Origin of the sequence: Streptomyces sp. NPDC001604 (assembly GCF_042893475.1) — a bacterium.
Lineage (GTDB): Bacteria > Actinomycetota > Actinomycetes > Streptomycetales > Streptomycetaceae > Streptomyces.
On sequence record NZ_JBIAUY010000001.1, the window covers coordinates 941,584 to 963,225 of the forward strand.

The window sequence follows — 21,642 nt, forward strand, 5'->3', positions numbered from 1 at the left end:
ACTTGTGCCCCTTACAGGCCTCCACCATCTGTTTCACGCACTTGAGACCAGCAGATGGGAACGGGGATGCCTGACGCGAACACGCTCGCGCTCATTCTCATTGAGGACAGCGTGAGCATCGCTCGACTGCACGGGGAAGCCTGCTTCGACTGCGGAGCCGTCGCCAAGAAGCTGCTCGTAGATGGGCGCGGGACGCTCCGCGGCAGCAGCCGCGTGTGGCAGATCATGACCTGTGGATGCCGATTCAATGCGGTGACGGCATGAATGCCGTCGTGGAAGCCCAACTGCCGTGGCTGCCGCCCGAGGGAACCATTTGGCATGTCGAGGCCGGAACCCACTTCGACGCCATCCGCGTCAGCCGAACTCTCGGCATCGCGGCGCTCGCCTTACTCGGAGGCGAGTCCGGGTCAGTGATCTGCGACCCATGGAGCCGGATCCAATATTTTCTCGCGGAGCCGTCCTCGACATCTGGCTGGAACCTGTGCGGGACCACCGCGTGCGGGGCTGCCACGTATGTCGTAGTCCCGCCGCTCAACTCCAGCGAATTGAACCTGCACTGGGCAGTGAGGCCGATGCCGGATCGTCCGTTCACTCCGACAGATCAGCTGCGCAAAGCACTCAAGGCAGCAGTCGATGCGCAGTACGAAACACGTGTTGGGCGCTCCTGATGGGCATTGAATTTTCCACTGAAGCGGTCGATGCCTTCAACACCCTTGCTGATCACTGTCTCGCTTGCCACAGCTGTCGAGCCACGCCTGACCGGATGTGTCGCGAAGCGCAGCAGCTGTATCGCTCCTGGAAGGCCGTGTGGAAGGAGTCCCTCCATCATGATCTGCGGGAAGTGTGACCAGGCAATCGAGGTCGGCGAGGCCTACGACCGACATGACAAGGTCTCGTCGTCCGCTGGAGGGATCACGATCTACCTTCACAAGCATTGCCCGTCGAGACGCCTTCGACGGACGAATCGCGAGGACGTGAGCGCCTCGCCGAAAAACGCGTGAGCTCTGGGCTCCGACCTGGTTTTCCGCCGAATGCTGAGCTGAGCCAAAGCGCCGCGGCGCGTGACCAGCATGCGCCCCATGGCGGACACAGATTTCCCCTCCCCGAGCAACGACAGGCATTCGGCACTCAGGGAGAGGTCTACCCGAAGGTCCCCCCACTGTGAGGTGAATCCGTGCTCTGCACAACCCCGTCAAGTCCGGAGCGGAACGCAACGGAGGCGACGCGATGACCACCACCGTCACCACCGCCCTCCGCACCGGCCGCTCCCTCGTCACCGCCCCCGACTTCGACATGCTCGCCGCCTTCTGTGCCGACGAGTACAACCTCGAACGCAGCGTCGCCGACCGTGTCATGGACCAGGCGCTCGCCCTGGTCCATGTGATGGGCTCGACCGGCGAGGGGGCCGCCATGGCCCCCTCCCAGCAGGTCGACCCCGGCTGGCACACGCTGATCCTGCACACCGACTGGTACGCCAACTGGTGCCAGGAGCAGTTCGGTTACTTCCTGCACCACCAGCCGAACAGCAAGACCCGCACGCGCGGCCTGATGACGGACGTCGTCGGGAAGATCCGCGCGGCCGGATTCGAGGTCGACGAACGGCTGTGGGGTACGGCAGCCGACTGCAACCCGCCTGCCTGCTGCGGCGACGGCCCCTGCTGCTGAGCGCACTCCCCTGACCACTCCCCGACAGGGCGGGCCGGCCTTCCCCAGGTCGGCCCGCCCGCTCCCCCTGCGCCAGATCGGATCCTGCCCATGCCCCTGACCGAGCTGACCGCGACCAGCCGCGTGACGGTCTTCCCGCTCGAAAAGCTCACCGTCGCCTACACGACCCAGTCCAGTGACGAGCGCGGCCTGGGCGACATCGGACTCGTCACCGTCGTTCGCGAAGACGGCGACGAACTCGGCCACAGCGGCGACGAGTTGTGGCAGCTCGCGCGAGACCTCGGCGGGCGTACTACCGACGGGGACCAGGCCCGGTGGATCCTCACCCAGGCCGGCCGCGCCCGGATGGTCAGCGCCTACCGCGACCTGCCGGACGCGACCTGGACGGCGTACATCCGCCGACGCTTTGCCCTCGACGCGCTGTTCGCCAACCACGATGTCCTGATGACCGGCCGGATCGAGCTGACGACCCGCGCCGACTGCACGCATTCACCCTGAGGAGGCTGCACATGCACGAGACCGGCTCCGAGCCCGTTTACCTGGCCGGCGACGCTTGGAAGACGTACTTCCGCGATTTCAAGCGGTCCGCGTTCCGGCTCGAAGTGCACCAGACGTACACGATGCCCGGCGAGGGCGAGACGTTCCGCGCCTTCCGCTCCGGGGGACCGATGCCGACGGACTTCAACAAGGCCTGGCACGAGACCATCCGGGTCAACGTCTCGTCGGGGCGGACGATGACCCGCGCAAAGATCGTTCGGCGCCCGCTCACGCCGTACAGCCGCTATCTGTTCGCGTGGGGCATCCCCGGAAACGTCGAGGCCGGGGAGGACTACCGAATCCTCGATGTCACCGAGCGGCCGAATCCCGGGTTGCCGGAACAGGACTTCTGGATGTTCGACGAGACGACCGTCGTACACCTCAACTACCGCCCGGACGGAACACAGATCAATCGAGAGCTGATCCGGGATCCGGACATCGGCAAGTACCTCGCGTGGCGCGAACGTGCTCTGGAGAACGCCGTGCCGTTCCGGGCGTATGAGGGGTGAGTCGCAGAAACGGGCCCGGCACGCTCGTATCCGGCCCAGCGAAGGACAGGCCACAGACGTCCAGTGCAGCGGCTCTGTCGAGTTGCAAACCGATTCCGGCGGCACCATGTTCACTGCCTCCACTACGAGCAAGTCGGCAATGACGCTGGACTGGACACTTGAAACGTTGGCGCGTTGATCGCTTGATCGGCCGTGACAGGTGTCGGGTCGGCGGTCAGCCGCGCACATGCAGCCCGAACCCCGAACGGCCCGCGGGCTCCAGGCCCTCCTTCAGGTGCAGCGACGGGATCTCGTAGTCGCCGAAGTTCTGCGGCCGGAAGGGGATCGGTTCGGTCGACTCCAAGGTGAGCAGGCGCTGCTCCCAGGCCTTGGCGACGTCCGGGTAGTCCTCGTCGGTCATCCGGTCGGCGCCGTACAGCACGAACGGCGGCAGCACCTCGATGCCCGGGTAGTAGAGGATGCCGTGGTGGATCGGGAAGAGGAGGTCGTCGATGGGGCCGTTGATGCCGCGGGCGGAGTAATGCGACTCCGGGCCGCCGGCGGTCACCGACAGCAGCGCCTTCCTGCCCGCGAGGGTGCCTTCGCCGAAGCGCTCGCCGTACCTGGTGTCGCTGTGCTCGCCGACGCCGTAGGCGAAGTGGTAGGTGAACACCCGGTCCACCCAGCCCTTGAGGATCGCGGGCATCGTGTACCACCACAGCGGGAACTGGAAGATGATCGTGTCGGCCCACAGCAGCTTCTCCTGCTCGGCGCGTACGTCCGGGGTGAGCGTTCCCGCGTCGAAGGCCCGGCCCGAGTCGAGCGCGACCTTCAGCGGACTTGAGGCGTGGGGGCCGTAGTCCGCGGCGTCCACGACCGCCTTCCAGTTCATCGCGTACAGATCGCTCACCCGTACCTCGTGCCCGGCGGTCTCAAGTGTGGACACCGCGAGGTTCTTCAGCGAGCCGTTGAGCGACTTCGGCTCCGGGTGCGCGTAGACGATCAGCGTCTTCATGGGAACTCCTTCGGATCGGGTGCCTTCGATCCTGGGCGCCGCGGCCTCTGGCGTTCAGGGGCTCCTCTTCCGTCAGACTGGAATTCCTGGTATCGGCAGGACCACCCTTACGGGCAACTCCGAGGCCATACTGGGGACATGGACGATCTCGCGGGCTTCCTGCGGACCCGGCGTTCCCGGGTCGACCCGGCGGCCGCCGGTATCCCCACCGACAGCCGCCGCCGGGTCGAAGGGCTGCGCCGCGAGGAGGTCGCGCATCTGTCCGGAGTCAGCGTCGACTACTACGTACGCCTGGAGCAGGGCCGCGCGACCCAGCCCTCCGAGCAGGTTCTCGACGCACTCGCCCGCGTCCTCGGCCTCGACGAGACCGAACGCGGGCACCTTTACCGGCTCGCCCGGCAGCGCCGCCGCCGCGCCAAGGCTCCGGGCGGGCGGATCCGGCCGGAGCTGCTCCGGGTCCTCGACCTGGTCGCCGACGCACCCGCACTGATCATGAACCACCGCCTGGACGTGCTCGCGGGGAACCGCCTGGCCGGGCTCCTCTACGGCCGGCCGATGCCGGGCCTGAACACCGCGCGGCACATCTTCCTCGAGGAGGCCGAGCGCGGCCTGTACGCGGACTGGGAGCAGTGCACCCTCGACGTGGTCGGGCATCTGCGCCTGGCCGCCGGTAAATATCCAGAGGACTCCCGACTTGCCTCGCTCATCGGCGAGTTGGCGATGGGCAGCGAGCGCTTCCGCCGCCTGTGGGCCCGCGCGGACGTGCGCGCCCGCACACATGGACGCAAGGCGTACCGGCACCCGCTGGTCGGTCTGCTGGAACTGCACCAGGAGAACTTCGCACTGCCGGACGAGTCGGGTGTGGAGCTGCTGGTGCTGTCCGCGGCCCCCGGCAGCCCCGCTGCGGACGGGCTGCGCCTGCTCGCGGGCCTGGGCGCGGACAGCGGTGACGCGCACAGCGGTGACGCGCACAGCGGTGACGCGCACAGCAGTGACGCGCATCCCACAGGGAACGCTCAGGTCCGCGACTAGCTCACCGACGTCCATCCACCGCCGGGCACGTCACGACATCGCACTCGTGTGGCAACTTGCGGGGCGGCCCTCAGCCCCGCTCCTGAACGAGCTTCACGCGGTGCCCCTCGGGATCGCGCAGCCAGGCGTATCGAAGACGTCCGTCCGGTGAGTCGGTCGGGCTCGTCACGGGTTCGCCTCCCGCGTCGAGTGCCGTCCGGTGCAGGCCATCGACGTCGTCGCACCACAACACGACCTCGGTGTTCTCCCCGGGAATTGTGGCGATGCCGAAGAGTTCGGCGCCCACGCGGGCCGAGCTGAAGCCGATCCGCACTCCCGCAGCATCCACCTCGACCTGGTGCGGCTCGCCGTCCGGCGGAAAGCGGAAGCGCTCGGGCATCCCGAGGCGGCGGAAGAACGCAGCGCAGCGTTCCACATCGTCGCACCACAGATTCACCTGAACACCTGTGAACTCCGCCATGCTCACACGCTACTGCGGCAGCTTCTGCCTTCGGGTGACGTGGCGGTGGCCGGGAGGGGTAAGTGAGCCGGGGATGTGCGGAACCAGCGGCCACACCACTTCGGTGCCCCGGAACGCCGCATGGACGGCGTACATTCGCCGACGTTTCGCACTCGACGCCCTCTTCGCAAACCACAACGTCCTGATGACCGGCCGGATCGAGCTGCCTCACCTCTGAGCTGGAGATACCCGCGAGCACAGGCCTCCGCCGAGGCCCACCCGTACGCCATCTCCAACTCACCCCAAGGCCCTGCCGCACCAGGGAAGTTGAAGCCGCCCGGTTTCAGCCTGCGAAGGTTTCTGCTCGCGAATCGTGCGAGGGGTATTGACGCCGTTCACGGGTTCCCTATGATCCGGTTGCTCGACCCTTCGATCCTTGTTCGAAATAGCGAACATGCAAACCCGCACTGCATCGACAGTCCGCACAGCCCCGCACAGCCCCGTCGGGGTCAACCGGAACCGCTTGCTCGAGGACTACGAGGAGTACGAGGTCTCCATGCGCAGAAGACATTTCAGCCGCAGGCATCCGTCTGCGGTGCTCGCCGCCGCGGTAGCGGTCCTGGTCTCGTTGGCGGCGCTGCTCGTCGCCGGCCCAGCTCAGGCCGCCACCAGCGGCGCGTTACGCGGTGTCGGTGCCGGTCGGTGTCTCGATGTACCGGGCGCCAGCCAGACCGACGGCACGTTCCTGCAGATCTGGGACTGCAACGGCGCAGCCAACCAGCAGTGGACGCTGACGGACAGCAATCAGCTGACCGTGTACGGCAACAAGTGCCTGGACGTTCCGGGCCATGCCACCGCGGCCGGGACCAAGGTGGAGATCTGGTCCTGCAACGGCGGCACGAACCAGCAGTGGCGGGTGAACTCCGACGGCACGGTCGTCGGCGTGGAGTCCGGGCTGTGCCTGGACGTGTCGGGCGGAGCCACGGCCAACGGCACGGCGGTGCAGCTCTGGAACTGCACCGGCGGCAGCAACCAGAAGTGGACCGGCCTGTCCGGGACAGGCAGCACGTGTTCCCTTCCGTCGACATACCGCTGGAGCTCGACCGGTCCGTTGGCGCAGCCGGCGAACGGCTGGGTCTCGCTGAAGGACTTCACCAATGTGACGTACAACGGCAAGCACCTGGTCTACGCCTCGACCGTCAACCAGTCCGGGTCGTACGGCTCGATGGGCTTCGCTCCCTTCACGAACTGGTCCGACATGGCGTCGGCCGGTCAGACCGGGATGAACCAGGGAACGGTGGCGCCCACGCTGTTCTACTTCGCGCCCAAGAACATCTGGGTCCTGGCGTCCCAGTGGGGTCAGTGGCCCTTCTTCTACCGCATCTCCAGCGACCCCACCAACCCCAACAGCTGGTCCGCGCCGCAGGCGCTGTTCACCGGCAGCCTCCCCGGCGGCGCCTCTCCGATCGACCAGACCCTGATCGCCGACAGCCAGAACATGTACCTGTTCTTCGCCGGCGACAACGGCAGCATCTACCGGGCGAGCATGCCGATCGGGAACTTCCCGGGCAGCTTCGGCTCGTCGTACACCACCGTCATGAGCGACACGGTGAAGAACCTCTTCGAGGCGCCGCAGGTCTACAAGGTCCAGGGCCAGAACCAGTACCTCATGATCGTCGAGGCACGGGGTGCAAGTGAACAGCGCTACTTCCGCTCGTTCACGGCCTCCAGCCTGAGCGGTTCATGGACCCCGCAGGCCGCCACCGAGTCCAACCCCTTCGCGGGCAAGGCCAACAGCGGTGCCACCTGGACCAACGACATCAGCCACGGCGACCTGGTCCGCAACAACCCCGACCAGACCATGACCATCGACCCCTGCAACCTGCAGCTCCTCTACCAGGGCCTGTCGCCCAACACACCGCCGGACACCCCCTACAACCTGCTGCCGTGGCGGCCGGGTCTCCTCACCCTGCAGCGCTGACCCACCCGATCCACGGTGATCGCGATGCGGTGTGGTCCTCCGACGCGTAAACCCGCGGTTTACGGCGTGGGCGGCTCCACCCGCTGACCGGTACTCACCGCCTTGAGGAACCCCGGCCGAGCATCAGCCGGGGTTCCTCTCGCTCAGCCCGACCCTGGCGCCGGCCGCCGCCAGCCCCGCCGCGGACGGGCTGCGCCTGCTCTCGGGCCTGGGCGCGGACAGCGGTGACGCGCACAGCAGGGACTCGACCGCAGGGACGCGCATCCCACGGGGAACGCTGAGGTCCGCGAGTAACCGAGGTGGTGCGCAGCTCACTGGAAACGCGCTGGGCACACGTGTTCTACCTCACTATCGAGGCCTCCGGGCAACTTTTCACGCGCTGAAATCCTCTCCTTGGGGTGAAGATCCTGAAGAGAAGACCTCGCCTGCTCATACTCCTGACCCTGGCCGTGGTGGCGGCCGTGACGGCGACCGTGGCCCTGGTCATCCAGGCGAACAAGATGGAGACGGTCTCCCCGCGCGAGGAACGTGACCGGGCCGCGTCCGGAGCGGTCGTACCGTCGGGCCAGGTGGACTGCCGGAAGGTCAAGTGCATCGCGCTCACCTTCGACGGCAACCCGGGCGAACCCACCGACCGGCTGATGGACCTCCTGAAGGAGTACAAGGCGCCGTCGACGTTCTTCCTCGAGGGCCGGCGCATCCCCAAGTTCCCGGATGTGGTGCGACGGATCGCCAGGGAAGGCCACGAGATCGGGGACCACACCTGGACGCACGCGGTGCTGACCGATGTCTCCGATGCGCAGATCCGCGACGAACTGCGCCGCACGGCGAAGGCCATCTCCACCATCACCGGCAGCGAGCCGACGCTCATGCGCCCGCCCCAGGGCCGCACCGACGACCGCGTCTCCAAGGTCTCGAAAGAACTGGGGATGGCGCAGGTGCTGTGGACGGTGACCGCGAAGGACTACGAGACGGACGACACCGCGCTGATCACCAAGCGCGTGCTCGCGGGCGCCGACCGCGACGGGATCATCCTGCTCCACCCGCTGCACAAGGGCACCGTGCCGGCCATGCCTTCCATCCTGAAGGCGCTCAGCAAGCAGGGCTACACCTTCGTGACCGTCTCCCAGCTGCTCGCTCCCTCCAAGGCGGAGCCCGGCAAGATCTACAGGTGACTGAGTGAGTGCCTGACTGACGCGCGAGGCGTCTCCTCCTTGGGCCCGTCGCCACCTCGCGAGGTCCGGCTCCAGGGAGCCCACATTCCCTCGGTGGACCCAGCAACACCCCCGTATGCACCGCCTGGCCGCACTGTCCGATCGCCCCATGTCCGCCAGAGTCGTGGTGGTCGGCGGACACAGTCGGCAGACACAGTCGGCAGGTTCACGAGCAGGAGGGGGAAACAGCATGTCCGAAGGGGCAGTTGGGGCACGTCGTGGGATGGGCCGGCGGGGCTTTCTGGCCGGGGCCGCCGCCGTGACGGGTAGGGCGCTGGCGGGCACGTGGGTCGCAGGTACGGCGCGCGCGGCCGGGACGAGGGGCGGAAGCGGCGCAGGCAGCGGGCCGCTGGCGTTCACCCATCCACGGCGTGGTCGTCGACGGCAGTTGGATCCCGCCGGAGGAACGCCGCCAACTGCTCGCGGCGGTGGAAGAGGCCGCCGCACAGACCCCGCCGCCCCAGGAGGGGACGGCCATGACGGGTTGCGGCTGCGGCGGACATCCTTGACCCACCGGCCTACGCCTCAACCTCCTTGCCGGGGCGGGCCTTTCCGTACCGGCAGCGGTGGATGAGAAGCAAGGCGGAGCAGACCAAGGAACACGCCACCCCCGCATGGAGCAGGGGCCCGACCCAGAACCACACCTCCTCGGTGCTGTACCCGCTGCTCCAGTGGCAGGTGATGGACGGCGGGAAGCTGTCCACGCTCACCGACGTCAGGTGGTAGTCCCGGCCGGCGTCCATGTACACGCCGTCGCCGGTCGGGTCCGCGCAGACGTCGAGCGGGTTCGTGAAGGCGAGGCCGTAGACGGTTCCGGCGCCGTACGCGGCGATCGCTGCCGCCGTCCCGATCACGGCCCAGCGGGTCGGCCGCGAGGGGTTCCTTTGGGTGACCCACAGCGCGTACGGCACTACCCCAACGGCAAAGAGGAGGACGGTGATTGCGGGTGGGCCGAAGGTGGCGAACAGGGACACCATGCGCCCTGACGTTACTGCGAAGCTGCGAGCGGCCCTCGCGTTCCGGAGCAACTGTCGCCTCAGCTGCGGAAATCGCTGTCCGACTGTCCGTCTGTCCGTCTGTCCGTGCGCAGGCATGGACAGCCGCAGTGATGCGCCCCTGCGAACGGTCTTCACATCTGCACCTAACTCGATCGAGGGCTGTGGCGCCCCCTCCGCCTAGCTCGTCCATTCAGAGGCCGAATCCGCCTTCTTCCGCCCCTCGGCCAGGATCCGGCCCGTCTACCTCGTTCTTTCGACCGATCCGCCGGGCGCCTCCGGCTGCCTATGCTGCGCTGCGTAGTCTTGAGTACGTCCGTGAGCGATGGCCCTACCGGGCACGCCAGTTCACCCCAGCGAACCCGAACGAAGGAACATCGAACGTGTCGTTGAAGAACAGTCGTCTCAGGCTTGCTTCCGTGGCTCTCGTCGTGGCGATCGGCGGCCTGGGTATGGCGAGCCCGGCCATGGCTGCCACGCAGCACACCGTCTCGGGAACGGCCGCGGCCGCGGGGGCGCAGGAGCAGGCGCCCGCCACACCCACCGGCTTCGTGGACCTGCCCGTGCGCGCCGTCCCGGCGGACAGCGCGCAGCACGAGTTCACGGTCGCCTACCGCAACGACTCGTCGGCGGACCGGACCGTCGCTCCCCAGCTGCTGGTGGAGTCGCCGGACGCGGGGCCGTTCCTCGCGCCGTCGGACCTCAGGCTGGAGCGCCGCACGGCGGACGGCTGCTGGGAGGCCGTCCAGGTCGGCGCGCAGACCGGCACACTGTTCTCGGACCTGTCGACCGGCCGGCGCACACTGCACGCGGGCGAGACCCTCACCCAGGTCTACCGCCTCACGGTCGTCAACCCACAGGCCAAGGGCACGGTGGCCCCGAGGGTGGCGCTCTACAACTGAGCCTCGCGGCGGGTCCCTTGGGACGGAGCGGGCGGCGTGGCCTTCAGCGGTCACGGGTCCTTACCGCCGGACGGTCACAGACCCTTGCCGTCGAAACGCTGCATCGCCTCACGATGCCGGGCATCGCCGAGGCTTTGCCGGGACGCCTTCTCCACCATCCGGAATCGACCGCACTCAGGGCACCTCTGATAGCGCTTCCGGCCGAGCCGCACAGCTTTGAACGAGACGAAGTCGACCCACTCGGTCGAGAACAAGTGACCCGCCGTGCACTGCACCACTACGCGCGCCATCGGGTCTCCTTTCCCCTTGAGACGCGTTGAGCACTGCGGGGACAGGGAATCCACCCCTCGTCGCCCTACCCGCACCGTCACCCCGCCGAAGTCAGCCGCGCCCCGTTCGCCGCGGTGTCGAACGCCGGGCGGTACTCGCCCCATTGGGCGTTCGGAGCGGAGAGGTAGATCACGTACTGGGTGCCGTCGGTGCCGGCGAAGGCCAGTTCTGCTGCGCGGAACTTGCGGGCTCTGCCGTCGAACGTGAACTCCCAGTACCCGGCGGGATGTCCGCGGAAGGTGGTCTTGGTCATCCGGACGCGTTCGTAGCCGGGGTTGTCCCGGCGGGTCTGGTCCTCTTCCGTCTCGCGCCAGTGCTGCACGGGGTCGGTGCCCGCGAACTGGACGACGTTGACCCTCAGGCCGACCAGGCCGGACCGGTCTATGTAGCCGACCTCGCCGCCGGGGAGCGTCTTGCGGGTCCAGCCGTCCCTCACGGGTACGGAAATGCCGGTGTCCGCCTGCACCAGGTGGTAGCCGGCGGGTACGGCGGGGGCCGTGGGGCTCGTGCTCGGGGAAGGAGGCGGCGTCGAGGCGGTCGTCGGGGAGGTGTGGCCGCCCTCTGCATCCGCGCCGCCCTTGAACCACCACAGTGCGCCGCCTGCCACACAGGCGGCCAGCGCCACCGCCGAGACCGTCAGCAGCGCCGTACGACGGCGGTTGCCGGTTCCCTTTCCAGCGGGAGCCTCGACCACCGTGCTGAGGGGTTCCCGGCGCGTGGGTGGGTCGAGGGGTGCGGTTCGGGTGGTCGTCAGGTCGCCGAGGCGGCGTTCGACCTCGTGTACGTCCATGCGCTGGTCCGGCTCCTTGAGGAGCAGGCCCTCGATCACCGGGGCCAGGTCGCCGGCGTTGCGCAGGGGCTCGTAGGGATCGGTTGCAATGGCGTACGCGGTTTCGATGGGGGTGGGGCGTTGGAACGGGTGGTGGCCCTCGACCGCCTGATAGAGCGTCGCACCCAGGGCCCACAGGTCGCCGGCGGGGCCGGGTCCGGCACTTGACGCCCTGAGGCGCTCGGGGGCCAGGTAGCGGATGGAGCCGATCAGCTCGCCGGACTTGGTCAGCGAGGACGTGCCCGACTCCATGGCGATCCCGAAGTCGGTGAGGACGATCCGGCCGTCCTCGGCGAGCAGGACGTTGCCGGGTTTGACGTCCCGGTGCAGGACCCCGGCGTTGTGGGCGGCGCGCAGTGCGGCGGCCATGGCGCGGCCGATCCCGGCGGCCTCGTGAGGCGGCAGCACGCCCCGGCGCTTCAGGACGTCGCTCAGGGTGGCGGAGGGGATGTACTCCATGACGATGCAGGGCAGTCCCTCGTCGTCGACGACGTCGTGCACCACGATCACGTTGGGGTGGGTGATCCGGGCGGCGCTGCGGGCCTCGCGCCGGGTGCGCTCGTGGAGGGTGCGGACCTCGTCGTCGTGCAGGTGCGGCGGGACGTGCAGCTTCTTCACGGCGACATGGCGGCCGAGCACCTTGTCCTCGGCGCGCCACACGGTGCCCATGCCGCCACTGCCCACCCGCTCGACCAGCAGATAGCGGCCGGCGACGAGCCGCCCAAGATCGGACACCGTGTCTCCTTCTGAATCCCCTTCCGACCTCTCCTGCTGCGCTTCCCATTCGCGAACGAGAGAAAATGAGGGAGATCGAAGAGGCACGATAGCTCATTCGGCAACTCATTCGACCGAACAGGCGGGAGTGCCGCTCGGTCAGGGGGTCGAGGCCGCTCCGTTCAGGCGTTGCAGCAGGTCCAGCAGCGTTGCCCGGTCCGGCTCGGGAAGCGGCGCGAAGGCCTCGGCCAGCACCTCGTCGGCCACCTTGTGTCCGGCCTTCAGGACCCGCTCGCCCGCCGGTGTGAGGTGGTGCTCGATACGGCGGCCGTGGCCCGGGCGGCGCTCGACCAGGTCCTGTGCGGTCAGGCGGCCCACCAGGGTGCCGAAGGCCTGCTCGGTCTGGAAGGTGGCGGCGGCCAGTTCGCGGGCCGATGCGCCGGGGGTGCGGGCGATCGCGCGGAGCGCGTCCCACTGGGCGAGGGTCGAGCCGACCGCCGCCAGGGCGCTGTCCAGTGCGCGGTGTTGGCGGTACTGGGCCTGTTTGACCGCTCGGCCGAGGAGTTGCAGGTCAGCGTGCATGGAGGAAGTCTATCTGAAAACTAAGCTAGCTTATATAAGCATCTTTAGTTAGAGTCTCGGTCATGACTCCTTCAGATCACAGCTCCGCTCGTCCTGTCCTTGTCCTGCACGGCGGCGGAGGTCCCGCCACCGTCGCCGGGATCGTCCAGCACCTGTCCGGCTCCGCTCACGTCCTGGCTCCCGTACACCCCGGGTGGGACGGCACTCCCCGCCCAGACTGGTGTACGGGCGTCGACGACCTCGCGCTCTCGTATCTCCATCTCCTCCAGGACCGTGACCTGGACGACGTCCTGGTCGTCGGGTCCTCGCTCGGGGGGTGGATCGCGGCGGAGATGGCGGTACGGGACGCCGGGCAGCGGATCAGCGGGCTGGTGCTGATCGATGCGGTCGGTGTGCACGTCGAGTCCGAGCCGATCGCGGACTACTTCGCCCTCGACCCCCGCGCCGCGGCGGAGCTCTCCTGGCACGACCCGGACCGCTATTACGTCGACCCGGCCCTGCTGCCCGCCGAGCAACTTGCCGTCCGGCAGGGCAACATGGCCACCATGCGGCTGCTCGCGGGCGAGCCGAACATGCACGATCCGAAGCTGCTGCGGCGACTGGGGCGGGTACGGACGCCTGCGCTGCTGGTGTGGGGCGAGAGCGATCGGATCGTGACGCCCGGGTACGGGGCCGCGTACGCCGCCGCCTTCGGGGACGGGCGGCTCGAGGTCGTGCCCAAGGCCGGGCATCTGCCGCACATCGAGCAGCCGGAGGCCACGCTCGGTCTCATCGAGGAGCATCTCCGGCGGACGGGTCGGTAGAGGTCCCCGCCCGGTTTTCGTTATCGGGCGCCGCCCCGCCCGTCTCCGTACCATGCACGTGACACGACAGATCAGCCGCCGCACCATGCTCAAGGCGACGGGCGCCGCAGCCGGAGTCGGAGCCGTCGGCCTCACCGCTGTCGCCACCCCCGCGGTGGCCGCGGGCGGGGCCTTCGCGCATCCCGGACTCCTCCACACCGGCGCCGACCTCGCCCGTATGGCCGCCAAAGTGAAGGCCGGTGCCTCCCCCTACACCGCCGGGTACGCGAAGCTGACCGCCAACCGGCATGCACAGAGCGACTGGACGCCCAATCCGCAGGCCATCGTGTACCGGGGCGTGGAACTGCGCCCCCGCAGCACATGGCCGCAGAACTACGGGATCCTCTACAACGACATCCACGCCGCGTACCAGAACGCCCTGCGCTACCACGTCGGTGGCGACAGCGCGCACGCCGACACCGCCGTCGCGATCCTCAACGCCTGGTCGGCCAAGCTGACGAAGATCGGCGGCAGCGCCGACCGGTTCCTGCTCGCCGGGCTGCAGGGGTACCAGGCCGCCAACGCGGCGGAACTCGTCCGCGACCACCCCGACTTCGAGCTCGGCCGGTTCCAGAAGATGCTGCTCGACGTCTTCTACTCGGTGAGTGAGGACTTCCTCCTCCGCCACAACGGCACTCCCGCCCCCCACTACTGGCCCAACTGGGACCTGTCCAACATGGCCTGCGCGCTGGCCACGGGCATCTTCTGCGACGACCGGGCCAAGGTCGAGCAGGCCGTCGAGTACTTCAAGCACGGCGTCGGCATGGGCTCGATCAGGCACGCCATCCCGGTCGTGCAGGACGACGGGCTCGCCGAGTGGATGGAGGCCGGGCGCGACCAGGGTCACGCGCTGCTGGGCGTCGGCCTGATGGGCACCGTCTGCGAGATGGCCTGGAACCAGGGCATCGACCTGTACGGCTACGACGACAACCGCTTCCTCAAGGGCGCCCAGTACGTGGCCAAGTGGAGCCTGGGCGGGAGTGTGCCGTACACGCCCTACGCCCTCGTGGACCGTCGGCCGGGCATCCAGCAGCCCAGCCGGGTCGCCCCCGCCGACCCGGCGATGATGCGGCCCGTCTGGGCGATGATCGCCAACCACTACACCAAGCGGCGCGGGCTGTCCGCCACCTACCTCACGCAGATCGCCGCCAAGGCCGCGCCCGAGGGCGGCGGCGGGGACTACGGGCCCAACAGCGGCGGGTACGACCAACTCGGCTTCGGGACGCTGGCGTTCACCCGGGACAAGGGGGTGACCACCGCCGCCACGCCCACGCCGTCGGCCTCCGACGCCGGATCCGGTGCGCGGCCCCGGACGGCGGCCACCGCGTCCGCGTCCGCATCCCCCGCCGGCGGCGACCTCGCCGCCACCGGGTCCGAGGACGTGGTCGGGTGGGCGGCCGCCGCGGGGGTCACCGCCGTCGCCGGTGGGCTGCTGTTCCTGCGGCGCCGTGACCGGGTCCGGCAGGGCGACGCCCGGTGACGCGTCGCAGCCCTACGCCGTAGCCGGTCGCGACCTGCCCTGCCCCTCCTTCGCCGACCGGGCCTTCCCGGTCACCGTCGCTGCCGCCGCGGTGAGCGGCTTTGCGATGTCCTCCAGGGAGCGGCGTTCCGCCCGTACCGCCAGGAACGCCGCGACCAGGCCCGCCGCGCACATCAGGGTCGCGCCGATCTGGAAGGCGAGGACCGTGTCGCCGACCTTGCCCGTGCCGGTGAGGTCGGCGAACAGCAGGGGGCCGCTGATGCCGCCGGCCGCGGTGCCGAGTGCGTAGAAGAAGGCGATGGACATCGCGCGGGTCTCCATCGGGAAGACCTCGGAGACCGTCAGGTAGGCGCTGGACGCTCCCGCGGACGCGAAGAACAGGACCGCGCACCAGCAGGCCGTCAGTGTGCCCGCGCTCAGCGAGCCCCGGTCGAACAGCCATGCCGTGCCGAACAGCAGCAGACCGGAGATCAGATACGTCGACGAGATCATCACCCGGCGGCCGACCGTGTCGAAGAGCTTGCCGAGCAGCAGCGGGCCGCAGAAGTTGCCGATCGCGATCACCGCGAAGTAGTAGCCGGTGTCGCCGGTCGGGACGTCGAAGAACTTCGTCAGGATCGCGCCGAAGCCGAAGGTGATCGCGTTGTAGAGGAAGGCCTGGCCGATGAAGAGCGAGAAGCCGAGGACCGAGCGCCGGCGGTAGTCGGAGAACAGCGTGCGGGCGATCTCCACGAAGGTCACGCTGCGGCGCTGGTGGATCGTGATCTCACCCTCGGGGCGGTCCAGCGGCCGGCCCTTCTCCGCCTCCACCCGTTCCTCGATCGACGTCACGATCTCTTCCGCCTCACGGTCCCTGCCGTGGATCAGCAGCCACCGTGGACTCTCCGGGACGTGCCGTCGTACGAGAAGGATCACGAACGCCAGGAGCGCGCCGAGGGCGAAGGTCAGTCGCCAGCCCACGTCCTTCGGCAGGATGTCGGTGTTCAGTGCGAGGATCGACAGCAGTGAGCCGCCCACCGCGCCGAGCCAGAAGCTGCCGTTGATGATCAGGTCGACGCGGCCGCGGTAGAAGGCCGGGATGAGTTCGTCGATCGCCGAGTTGATCGCCGCGTACTCGCCGCCGATGCCGAAGCCGGTCAGGAAGCGGAAGGCGAAGAACCACCAGCTCGAGAAGGAGACGGCGGTCAGGGCGGTGGCCGCGAGATACACGGCCAGGGTGATCATGAAGAGCTTCTTCCGGCCCCACTTGTCGGTCAGCCGGCCCCAGAACAGGGCACCGGCACACGCTCCCGCCACATACAGGGCGGCCGCGATGCCGGTGACCTGGCCCGAGGAGATCGGCAGGCCGCTGCCGGACTCGGAGAGCCGGCTGGCGATGTTGCCGACGACCGTGACCTCCAGGCCGTCGAGGATCCAGACGGTGCCGAGGCCGATGACGATCGTCCAGTGCCAGCGCGACCACGGGAGACGGTCGAGGCGGGCGGGGATGTCGGTGGTCACGGTGTGGCCGGTTGCGGCGGTGACGCTGCCGCCGGGCTGAGCGCTGGGCATGGGCTCCCTCCTCCTTGAGCGGAACCCCGGCCGGGTGCCCTGGAGCCGCCGCTCTACGCCCGGGCCGGCTTGCCCCGCCCGGGCCGAGAGGCTCGCCCTACGCCCCCAGCGCCCGCGACACCGTATAGATCAACAAGCCGGCCAGCGAGCCGACCACCGTGCCGTTGATCCGGATGAACTGCAGGTCACGGCCGATGTGGGCCTCGATCTTGCGGGTGGTGTGCTCGGCGTCCCAGCCGGCCACGGTGTCGGTGATCAGGGAGGTGATCTCCTTGCGGTAGGTGGTGACCACGTAGACCGCCGCGCCCTCCACCCAGCCGTCCACCTTGGCCTGCACCTTCGGTTCGGACGCCATCCGCGCGCCGAGCGACAGCAGTGAGGCCCGCACCCGCAGGCGCAGCTCGCTGCGCTCGTCCTCCGCCGCCGAGACGATCATGGATCGTACGGCGGTCCAGGCGGAGGCGATCAGGTCCTGGACCTCGCCACGGCCGAGGACCTCGCCCTTGAGCCGCTCGACACGTGTGCGCGTGTCGGTGTCGGACTGCAGGTCGGAGGCGAAGTCCGACAGGAACCGGTCCAGCGCTCCCCGCGCGGGGTGGGACGGCATGTCGCGCATCTCGCTGACGAAGCGGAGCAGTTCCTTGTAGACGCGCTCGCCGACCCTCTTGTCGACGAAACGGGGCGTCCAGCCGGGGGCACCGCCCTGGACGGCCTCCATGATCTCCGTGTCGTGCCAGACCAGCCAGTCGTGCGCCCGTGTCACGATCAGGTCGACGACCCGTTTGTGGCCGCCGTCCGCGACGATCTTCTCCAGCATCTTCCCGATGCCGGGTGCGATCTCCTGGGCGTCCGCGCGCCGCGTGATCGCCTCGCCGACCACCGCCTGCACGTCCGAGTCGCGCAGCACGGTCAGCGCACCCCGCAGGGCCGCCGACAGCTCGGCCGTCACCCGGTCCGCGTGCTCGGGATCGGCGAGCCACGCGCCCAGCCGGCTGCCGATGCCGACGGCGCGCAGCCGCTGTCGTACGACGTCCTCGGAGAGGAAGTTCTCGCCGACGAACTCGCCCAGGGACACCCCGAGCTGGTCCTTCTTGGTCGGGATGATCGCCGTGTGCGGGATCGGCAGGCCCAGCGGGTGCCGGAAGAGGGCGGTGACCGCGAACCAGTCGGCGAGCGCGCCCACCATCCCCGCCTCGGAGGCCGCCGCGACATAGCCCGCCCAGGGACCCGCCCCGGAGTTCTCCGCCCACTTGGCGAGGGCGTACACCAGCGCCACGAAGAGCAGCAGCCCGGCCGCGGTGAGCTTCATGCGGCGCACCCCGCGCTGCTTCTCCTCGTCAGCTGCGCTGAACGTCGTCATCGTGCGGGCGGTGACACCCTTCCCCACCGGATTCGTGCGCTCCATACACTCCACCCGTTCGTGATCCCCTGCACATATTGTCCCTTCCTGACCGACTACCGGAACAAAACGAGAGTTCCCGGCGTCTGTCAGCAGGGGTTGGCTCTTCGTGAACTCCGGTGGCCCAAAGGGGGGTCCTGTTCGGCCACCCCTCTCCCCATGCCGCATCATGGGGTTGATCACTTCGGAGCCTCGGGCTCCGCTTTCCCGAGGAGACCCGCACCGCATGACCAGGCGTCACGGTTGTGCCCTGCTTTCTGCGATCATTGCCGTGATCGTGGGCCTTTCCACCGCCATATACGTCGGGGTCGCAGCCGACGACGGCAGCACCGGCACCAACGCCCTCGGCAGGGCAGGCGCCCCGCGCGACCCCGCCGCCCCCGCGTCCACCGGCATCTGGGTCGGCTCCTGGTCGGCCTCCCCGGCCGGTGCCGAGCCCGGCACCGAGGCGTTCGGCATGGCGGGCCGCTCGGTGCGCAACGTCGTGCACACGAGCGTGGGCGGTACGAGTGCCCGTATCACGCTCTCCAATCTCTACGGCAGGACGGCGCTGACCGTCACACATGCCTCGATGGCCGTGGCCCTCGCCTCCGACACCGCGGCGGCCTCCCCGGACACCATGCGGCGGCTGACCTTCGGCGGCAGCACGACGGTCGTCGTCCCGGCCGGACAGCAGGTCCTCAGCGACGCCGTCCGCATCGTGATCCCGGCGGGCAGCGACCTACTGGTCACCACGTACTCCCCCACTCCGTCCGGCCCGGTCACCTACCACCGGCACGCACGCCAGATCTCCTACGTCGCCGAGGGCGACCTCACCGAGGACGTGACCGGCACCGGCTACACCGAGCAGACGCCGTTCTGGCGCTACCTCACCGCGCTGGACGTGCTGAGCAACGAGTCGGACGGCACCGTCGTCGCGTTCGGCGACTCCCTCACCGACGGCATAACGTCCACGCAGAACGCCAACCACCGCTGGACGGACGTCCTTTCGGAGCGGCTGCGCACGGCGATCCGCTCCGGCGAGGACCTGCCCCGCTACAGCGTCGTCAACGAGGGCATCAGCGGCAACCAGGTCCTCGCGAGCGGCCTGGGCCGCCCCGCCGACAACCAGAGCGGCCTCAGCCGGTTCTCCCGTGACGCCCTCGCCCGTACGAACGTCAAGGTCGTCGTCATCGACCTCGGCGTCAACGACATCCTGCGCAACCCGCGCCTCGCCGACCCGGACAAGATCCTCGACGGCCTGCGCACCCTGGTCCGCGGGGCCCACTCCCGCGGCATCAAGGTCATCGGCGCCACCCTGATGCCGTTCCAGAGCCACCGGGGCTACACCCCGGCCCGCGAGGCGGTCCGGCAACGGATCAACGCCGAAATCCGCTCGGGCCGCATCTACGACGCGGTGGTCGACTTCGACAGGGCCCTGAGGGACCCGTACAACCCGCGCCGCCTCCGCTCCGACTACGACTCGGGCGACCACCTCCACCCGACGGACAAGGGCTTCGCCAGGATGGCCGAGGCCTTCGACCTGGATGACCTCAAGGGCTCGGCCCCGGCGGAGCTGTAACCGACCGCTGCAGCCCGCGGACACGCACCGCGCCGCCCCGCCCAGCCTGCGGCAATCGCACCTCACGCGTCTGCGGGCGATCGCGCCGCCCCGCCCAGCCTGCGGGCAGCCGCACCGCCCCAGCCTGCGGGCATGCGTGCCGCCTGGGGCGGCTCCCGACCCAAAGAGAGGCGGCACCGGCCGGCGCCGTGAGCGAACCCCCCTCAGGCCGGCCCCACCGCCGGTTCAGTACTCGCCCCGCCGCCGATCCCGCCGCTCCCGCTGCCGCTCCCGCCGCTCCTCATGCCGCTCACGGCGCTCCTCATGCAGGTCGCGCCGCCACTCCCGATGCTCCTCCAGCATCCGGCGGTGATCCGCGAACCCCTCCCCCAGCGGGTGCGCCCCCTTGCGGTCCAGCTTCTCCTGCCGCCGCTCCTCCTTGAGCCGCCGCCGCTCCTCCCGGGTCAGCTTCCGCTCGATCCCGACCCCACCCCAGAAGGCGAACCCGTTCACGATCACCCGCGGCGCCCCGGGCTCCCCCGGCACGCCTTCCTCGCTGTGGTCGAACCCACCCATGATCCCGATGCCGCGCACCACGACCTCGACTCCCGGCGGCACGATGATGTTCACCCCGCCCATGATCGCAACGCAGTTGATCTCGACCTCGTGGTCCGCGAAGTTCGCCTCGCGCAGATCGATCTCCCCGCCGCCCCAGAAGGCGAAGCAGTTGAACACCTTCGGCACGGTCCAGCGCCCCTTGCGCTGGAACCCCGACATCACGGCGACGGCCCACGACGAGGCCCCCTCACCGCCGACGACCCGCCCGGTCCAACTCCCGCTCGGTACAGGCTCCTTGACCAGCGACACGGGAGGCGGCGGGGTCACCCCGGCGGCCGGCAGATCACGGGTGATCGGCGTGAGTTCGCCGTACGTCCGCGCCTTGTAGGTGGCCTCCAGCCGCTCCTCGAACTCCTCCATGTCGAGACGCCCCTCCGCGAGGGCGTCCCGCAGGACCTCGGCGACTCGTTCACGATCGGCGTCGGATGCGCGAAGCTCCGGGACTGCGGCGTCGTCGGTCATACAAGGCAGCCTACGAGTTCGCCCGCCCCGCGGCTACGAGACCGCTTTCTCGGCCTGTCCCGGGGCCGAACCGGCATACATCTTGGCGATCACGTCCTCGATGTCCGGCTCCCGTACCGACAGATCCGCCAGCGGGTACTCCGCCGCGATCCGCGCCACCAGCGCCGCCGCCGACTCCCCCGCAGGGAACGCCAGCCACTGCCGCGGTCCCTCCACCTTCACCACCCGGGCGGGCGCCGCGTCGATCGGCGCCGTCTCCCGCTCCAGGTCCACCACCAGGGTGCGTTCGCTCTCGCCCACCTCGTGCAGCCCGGCGAGCGCACCGTCGTACATGAGCCGTCCGTGGTCGATGACCATCACCCGCGAGCACAACTGCTCGATGTCCTGGAGGTCGTGCGTCGTCAGCAGCACGGTGGTGCCCCGTTCGGCATTCAACTCCCGCAGGAATCCCCGCACCTTGGCCTTGGAGATGACGTCGAGGCCGATCGTCGGCTCGTCCAGGTACAGCACCTCCGGGTCGTGCAGCAGCGCCGCCGCGATGTCCCCGCGCATCCGCTGGCCGAGCGACAGCTGCCGTACCGGGACGTCCAACAGGTCGGCGAGTTCCAGGAGTTCGACACAGCGGTCGAGGTTCTCGCGGTAGCGGGCGTCCGGGATGCGGTACATGCGGTGCATCAGCTTGTACGAGTCGATCAGCGGCAGGTCCCACCACAGCGTCGTACGCTGCCCGAACACCACCCCGATACGGTGCGCGAGGCGCGTCCGCTCGCGGGACGGGTCGATTCCGGCGACCCGCAGCCGCCCGCCGGACGGGGTGAGGATCCCCGTCAGCATCTTGATCGTCGTCGACTTCCCGGCGCCGTTCGGGCCGATGTAGCCGACCATCTCGCCGCGCGCCACGGTGAAGGAGATGCCGTCGACGGCCCGCACCTGCCGCCGCTCACGCTTGAGGAAGCCGGTCTTCTTGCGTACGTCGAAGACCTTCTCGACGCGGTCCAGTTCAATGAAGGCGTCCATCGTCACCCTG

21 protein-coding genes are annotated in these 21,642 nt (G+C 69.1%); 11 read left to right on the forward strand and 10 right to left on the reverse strand.

Annotation, left to right across the window (positions count from 1 at the left end):
• Nucleotides 1-215 precede the first annotated feature (215 nt).
• The 4 genes from ACFY1E_RS04310 to ACFY1E_RS04325 all read left to right on the forward strand — a co-directional run bounded on the left by ACFY1E_RS04310 (nucleotide 216) and on the right by ACFY1E_RS04325 (nucleotide 2,711).
• A complete protein-coding gene (locus ACFY1E_RS04310; RefSeq protein ID WP_389071198.1) occupies nucleotides 216-668 on the forward strand; it encodes a hypothetical protein in 453 nt (150 codons plus the stop codon).
• A 559-nt stretch (nucleotides 669-1,227) separates the two neighbouring features.
• Entirely contained in the window at nucleotides 1,228-1,665 is a 438-nt protein-coding gene (locus tag ACFY1E_RS04315) for a hypothetical protein (protein WP_389071200.1), read from the forward strand.
• A gap of 90 nt (nucleotides 1,666-1,755) precedes the next feature.
• Entirely contained in the window at nucleotides 1,756-2,163 is a 408-nt protein-coding gene (locus ACFY1E_RS04320; RefSeq protein WP_389071202.1) for a hypothetical protein, read from the forward strand.
• Nucleotides 2,164-2,174: 11 nt separating this feature from the next.
• On the forward strand, nucleotides 2,175-2,711 hold the full coding sequence (locus ACFY1E_RS04325) for a DUF6879 family protein (RefSeq protein ID WP_389071205.1): 537 nt from the start codon (nucleotides 2,175-2,177) through the stop codon (nucleotides 2,709-2,711).
• Between the two features lie 214 nt (nucleotides 2,712-2,925).
• Here ACFY1E_RS04325 and ACFY1E_RS04330 read toward each other — a convergent pair whose 3' ends face one another.
• Complete coding sequence (locus ACFY1E_RS04330) at nucleotides 2,926-3,705, reverse strand: NAD(P)H-dependent oxidoreductase (protein ID WP_389071207.1); 780 nt, start codon at nucleotides 3,703-3,705, stop codon at nucleotides 2,926-2,928.
• A gap of 138 nt (nucleotides 3,706-3,843) precedes the next feature.
• On the opposite strand from ACFY1E_RS04330, the gene ACFY1E_RS04335 reads away from it, so the two are divergent.
• Nucleotides 3,844-4,737, forward strand: coding sequence for a helix-turn-helix transcriptional regulator (locus ACFY1E_RS04335; protein ID WP_389071209.1), 894 nt, complete (start codon nucleotides 3,844-3,846; stop codon nucleotides 4,735-4,737).
• Between the two features lie 70 nt (nucleotides 4,738-4,807).
• On the opposite strand, the gene ACFY1E_RS04340 is transcribed toward ACFY1E_RS04335, so the two are convergent.
• Nucleotides 4,808-5,197 (reverse strand): VOC family protein, encoded by a 390-nt coding sequence (locus ACFY1E_RS04340; protein WP_389071636.1) that lies wholly within the window; start codon nucleotides 5,195-5,197, stop codon nucleotides 4,808-4,810.
• Nucleotides 5,198-5,732: 535 nt separating this feature from the next.
• On the opposite strand from ACFY1E_RS04340, the gene ACFY1E_RS04345 reads away from it, so the two are divergent.
• On the forward strand, nucleotides 5,733-7,157 hold the full coding sequence (locus ACFY1E_RS04345; protein WP_389071639.1) for a non-reducing end alpha-L-arabinofuranosidase family hydrolase: 1,425 nt from the start codon (nucleotides 5,733-5,735) through the stop codon (nucleotides 7,155-7,157).
• 398 nt (nucleotides 7,158-7,555) lie between these two features.
• A complete protein-coding gene (locus ACFY1E_RS04350; protein WP_389071211.1) occupies nucleotides 7,556-8,332 on the forward strand; it encodes a polysaccharide deacetylase family protein in 777 nt (258 codons plus the stop codon).
• 557 nt (nucleotides 8,333-8,889) lie between these two features.
• Here the strand turns inward: ACFY1E_RS04350 and ACFY1E_RS04355 are convergent.
• The gene (locus ACFY1E_RS04355) at nucleotides 8,890-9,348 is read right to left on the reverse strand and encodes a hypothetical protein (protein WP_389071214.1); all 459 of its coding nucleotides are present in this window, start codon (nucleotides 9,346-9,348) and stop codon (nucleotides 8,890-8,892) included.
• Nucleotides 9,349-9,785: 437 nt separating this feature from the next.
• Here ACFY1E_RS04355 and ACFY1E_RS04360 point away from each other — a divergent pair, with 437 nt between their 5' ends.
• Complete coding sequence (locus tag ACFY1E_RS04360; RefSeq protein WP_389071216.1) at nucleotides 9,786-10,268, forward strand: signal peptide protein; 483 nt, start codon at nucleotides 9,786-9,788, stop codon at nucleotides 10,266-10,268.
• Nucleotides 10,269-10,342: 74 nt separating this feature from the next.
• Here ACFY1E_RS04360 and ACFY1E_RS04365 read toward each other — a convergent pair whose 3' ends face one another.
• The 3 genes from ACFY1E_RS04365 to ACFY1E_RS04375 all read right to left on the reverse strand — a co-directional run bounded on the left by ACFY1E_RS04365 (nucleotide 10,343) and on the right by ACFY1E_RS04375 (nucleotide 12,723).
• On the reverse strand, nucleotides 10,343-10,558 hold the full coding sequence (locus tag ACFY1E_RS04365; RefSeq protein WP_389071218.1) for a hypothetical protein: 216 nt from the start codon (nucleotides 10,556-10,558) through the stop codon (nucleotides 10,343-10,345).
• Between the two features lie 77 nt (nucleotides 10,559-10,635).
• Nucleotides 10,636-12,162 carry a protein kinase gene (locus tag ACFY1E_RS04370; RefSeq protein ID WP_389071220.1) on the reverse strand — a complete coding sequence of 509 codons (1,527 nt, stop codon included), beginning with the start codon at nucleotides 12,160-12,162 and terminating at the stop codon, nucleotides 10,636-10,638.
• A gap of 138 nt (nucleotides 12,163-12,300) precedes the next feature.
• Nucleotides 12,301-12,723: a MarR family winged helix-turn-helix transcriptional regulator gene (locus ACFY1E_RS04375; protein WP_389071223.1), complete on the reverse strand. Its 423-nt coding sequence runs from the start codon at nucleotides 12,721-12,723 to the stop codon at nucleotides 12,301-12,303.
• 62 nt (nucleotides 12,724-12,785) lie between these two features.
• Between ACFY1E_RS04375 and ACFY1E_RS04380 the strand changes: the two genes are divergently transcribed.
• Nucleotides 12,786-13,526: an alpha/beta fold hydrolase gene (locus ACFY1E_RS04380; protein WP_389071225.1), complete on the forward strand. Its 741-nt coding sequence runs from the start codon at nucleotides 12,786-12,788 to the stop codon at nucleotides 13,524-13,526.
• Nucleotides 13,527-13,578: 52 nt separating this feature from the next.
• Nucleotides 13,579-15,045, forward strand: coding sequence for an alginate lyase family protein (locus ACFY1E_RS04385; RefSeq protein WP_389071228.1), 1,467 nt, complete (start codon nucleotides 13,579-13,581; stop codon nucleotides 15,043-15,045).
• 12 nt (nucleotides 15,046-15,057) lie between these two features.
• On the opposite strand, the gene ACFY1E_RS04390 is transcribed toward ACFY1E_RS04385, so the two are convergent.
• Both ACFY1E_RS04390 and ACFY1E_RS04395 read right to left on the reverse strand, forming a co-directional pair.
• The gene (locus ACFY1E_RS04390; protein WP_389071230.1) at nucleotides 15,058-16,596 is read right to left on the reverse strand and encodes an MFS transporter; all 1,539 of its coding nucleotides are present in this window, start codon (nucleotides 16,594-16,596) and stop codon (nucleotides 15,058-15,060) included.
• A gap of 97 nt (nucleotides 16,597-16,693) precedes the next feature.
• A complete protein-coding gene (locus tag ACFY1E_RS04395) occupies nucleotides 16,694-18,001 on the reverse strand; it encodes a DUF445 domain-containing protein (RefSeq protein ID WP_389071232.1) in 1,308 nt (435 codons plus the stop codon).
• 220 nt (nucleotides 18,002-18,221) lie between these two features.
• Between ACFY1E_RS04395 and ACFY1E_RS04400 the strand changes: the two genes are divergently transcribed.
• Nucleotides 18,222-19,556 (forward strand): GDSL-type esterase/lipase family protein, encoded by a 1,335-nt coding sequence (locus ACFY1E_RS04400; RefSeq protein ID WP_389071235.1) that lies wholly within the window; start codon nucleotides 18,222-18,224, stop codon nucleotides 19,554-19,556.
• A gap of 225 nt (nucleotides 19,557-19,781) precedes the next feature.
• Here the strand turns inward: ACFY1E_RS04400 and ACFY1E_RS04405 are convergent, their stop codons facing one another.
• On the reverse strand, nucleotides 19,782-20,615 hold the full coding sequence (locus ACFY1E_RS04405) for a DUF1707 domain-containing protein (protein WP_389071237.1): 834 nt from the start codon (nucleotides 20,613-20,615) through the stop codon (nucleotides 19,782-19,784).
• 33 nt (nucleotides 20,616-20,648) lie between these two features.
• On the reverse strand, nucleotides 20,649-21,632 hold the full coding sequence (locus ACFY1E_RS04410; protein WP_389071239.1) for an ATP-binding cassette domain-containing protein: 984 nt from the start codon (nucleotides 21,630-21,632) through the stop codon (nucleotides 20,649-20,651).
• Nucleotides 21,633-21,642: the final 10 nt, after the last annotated feature.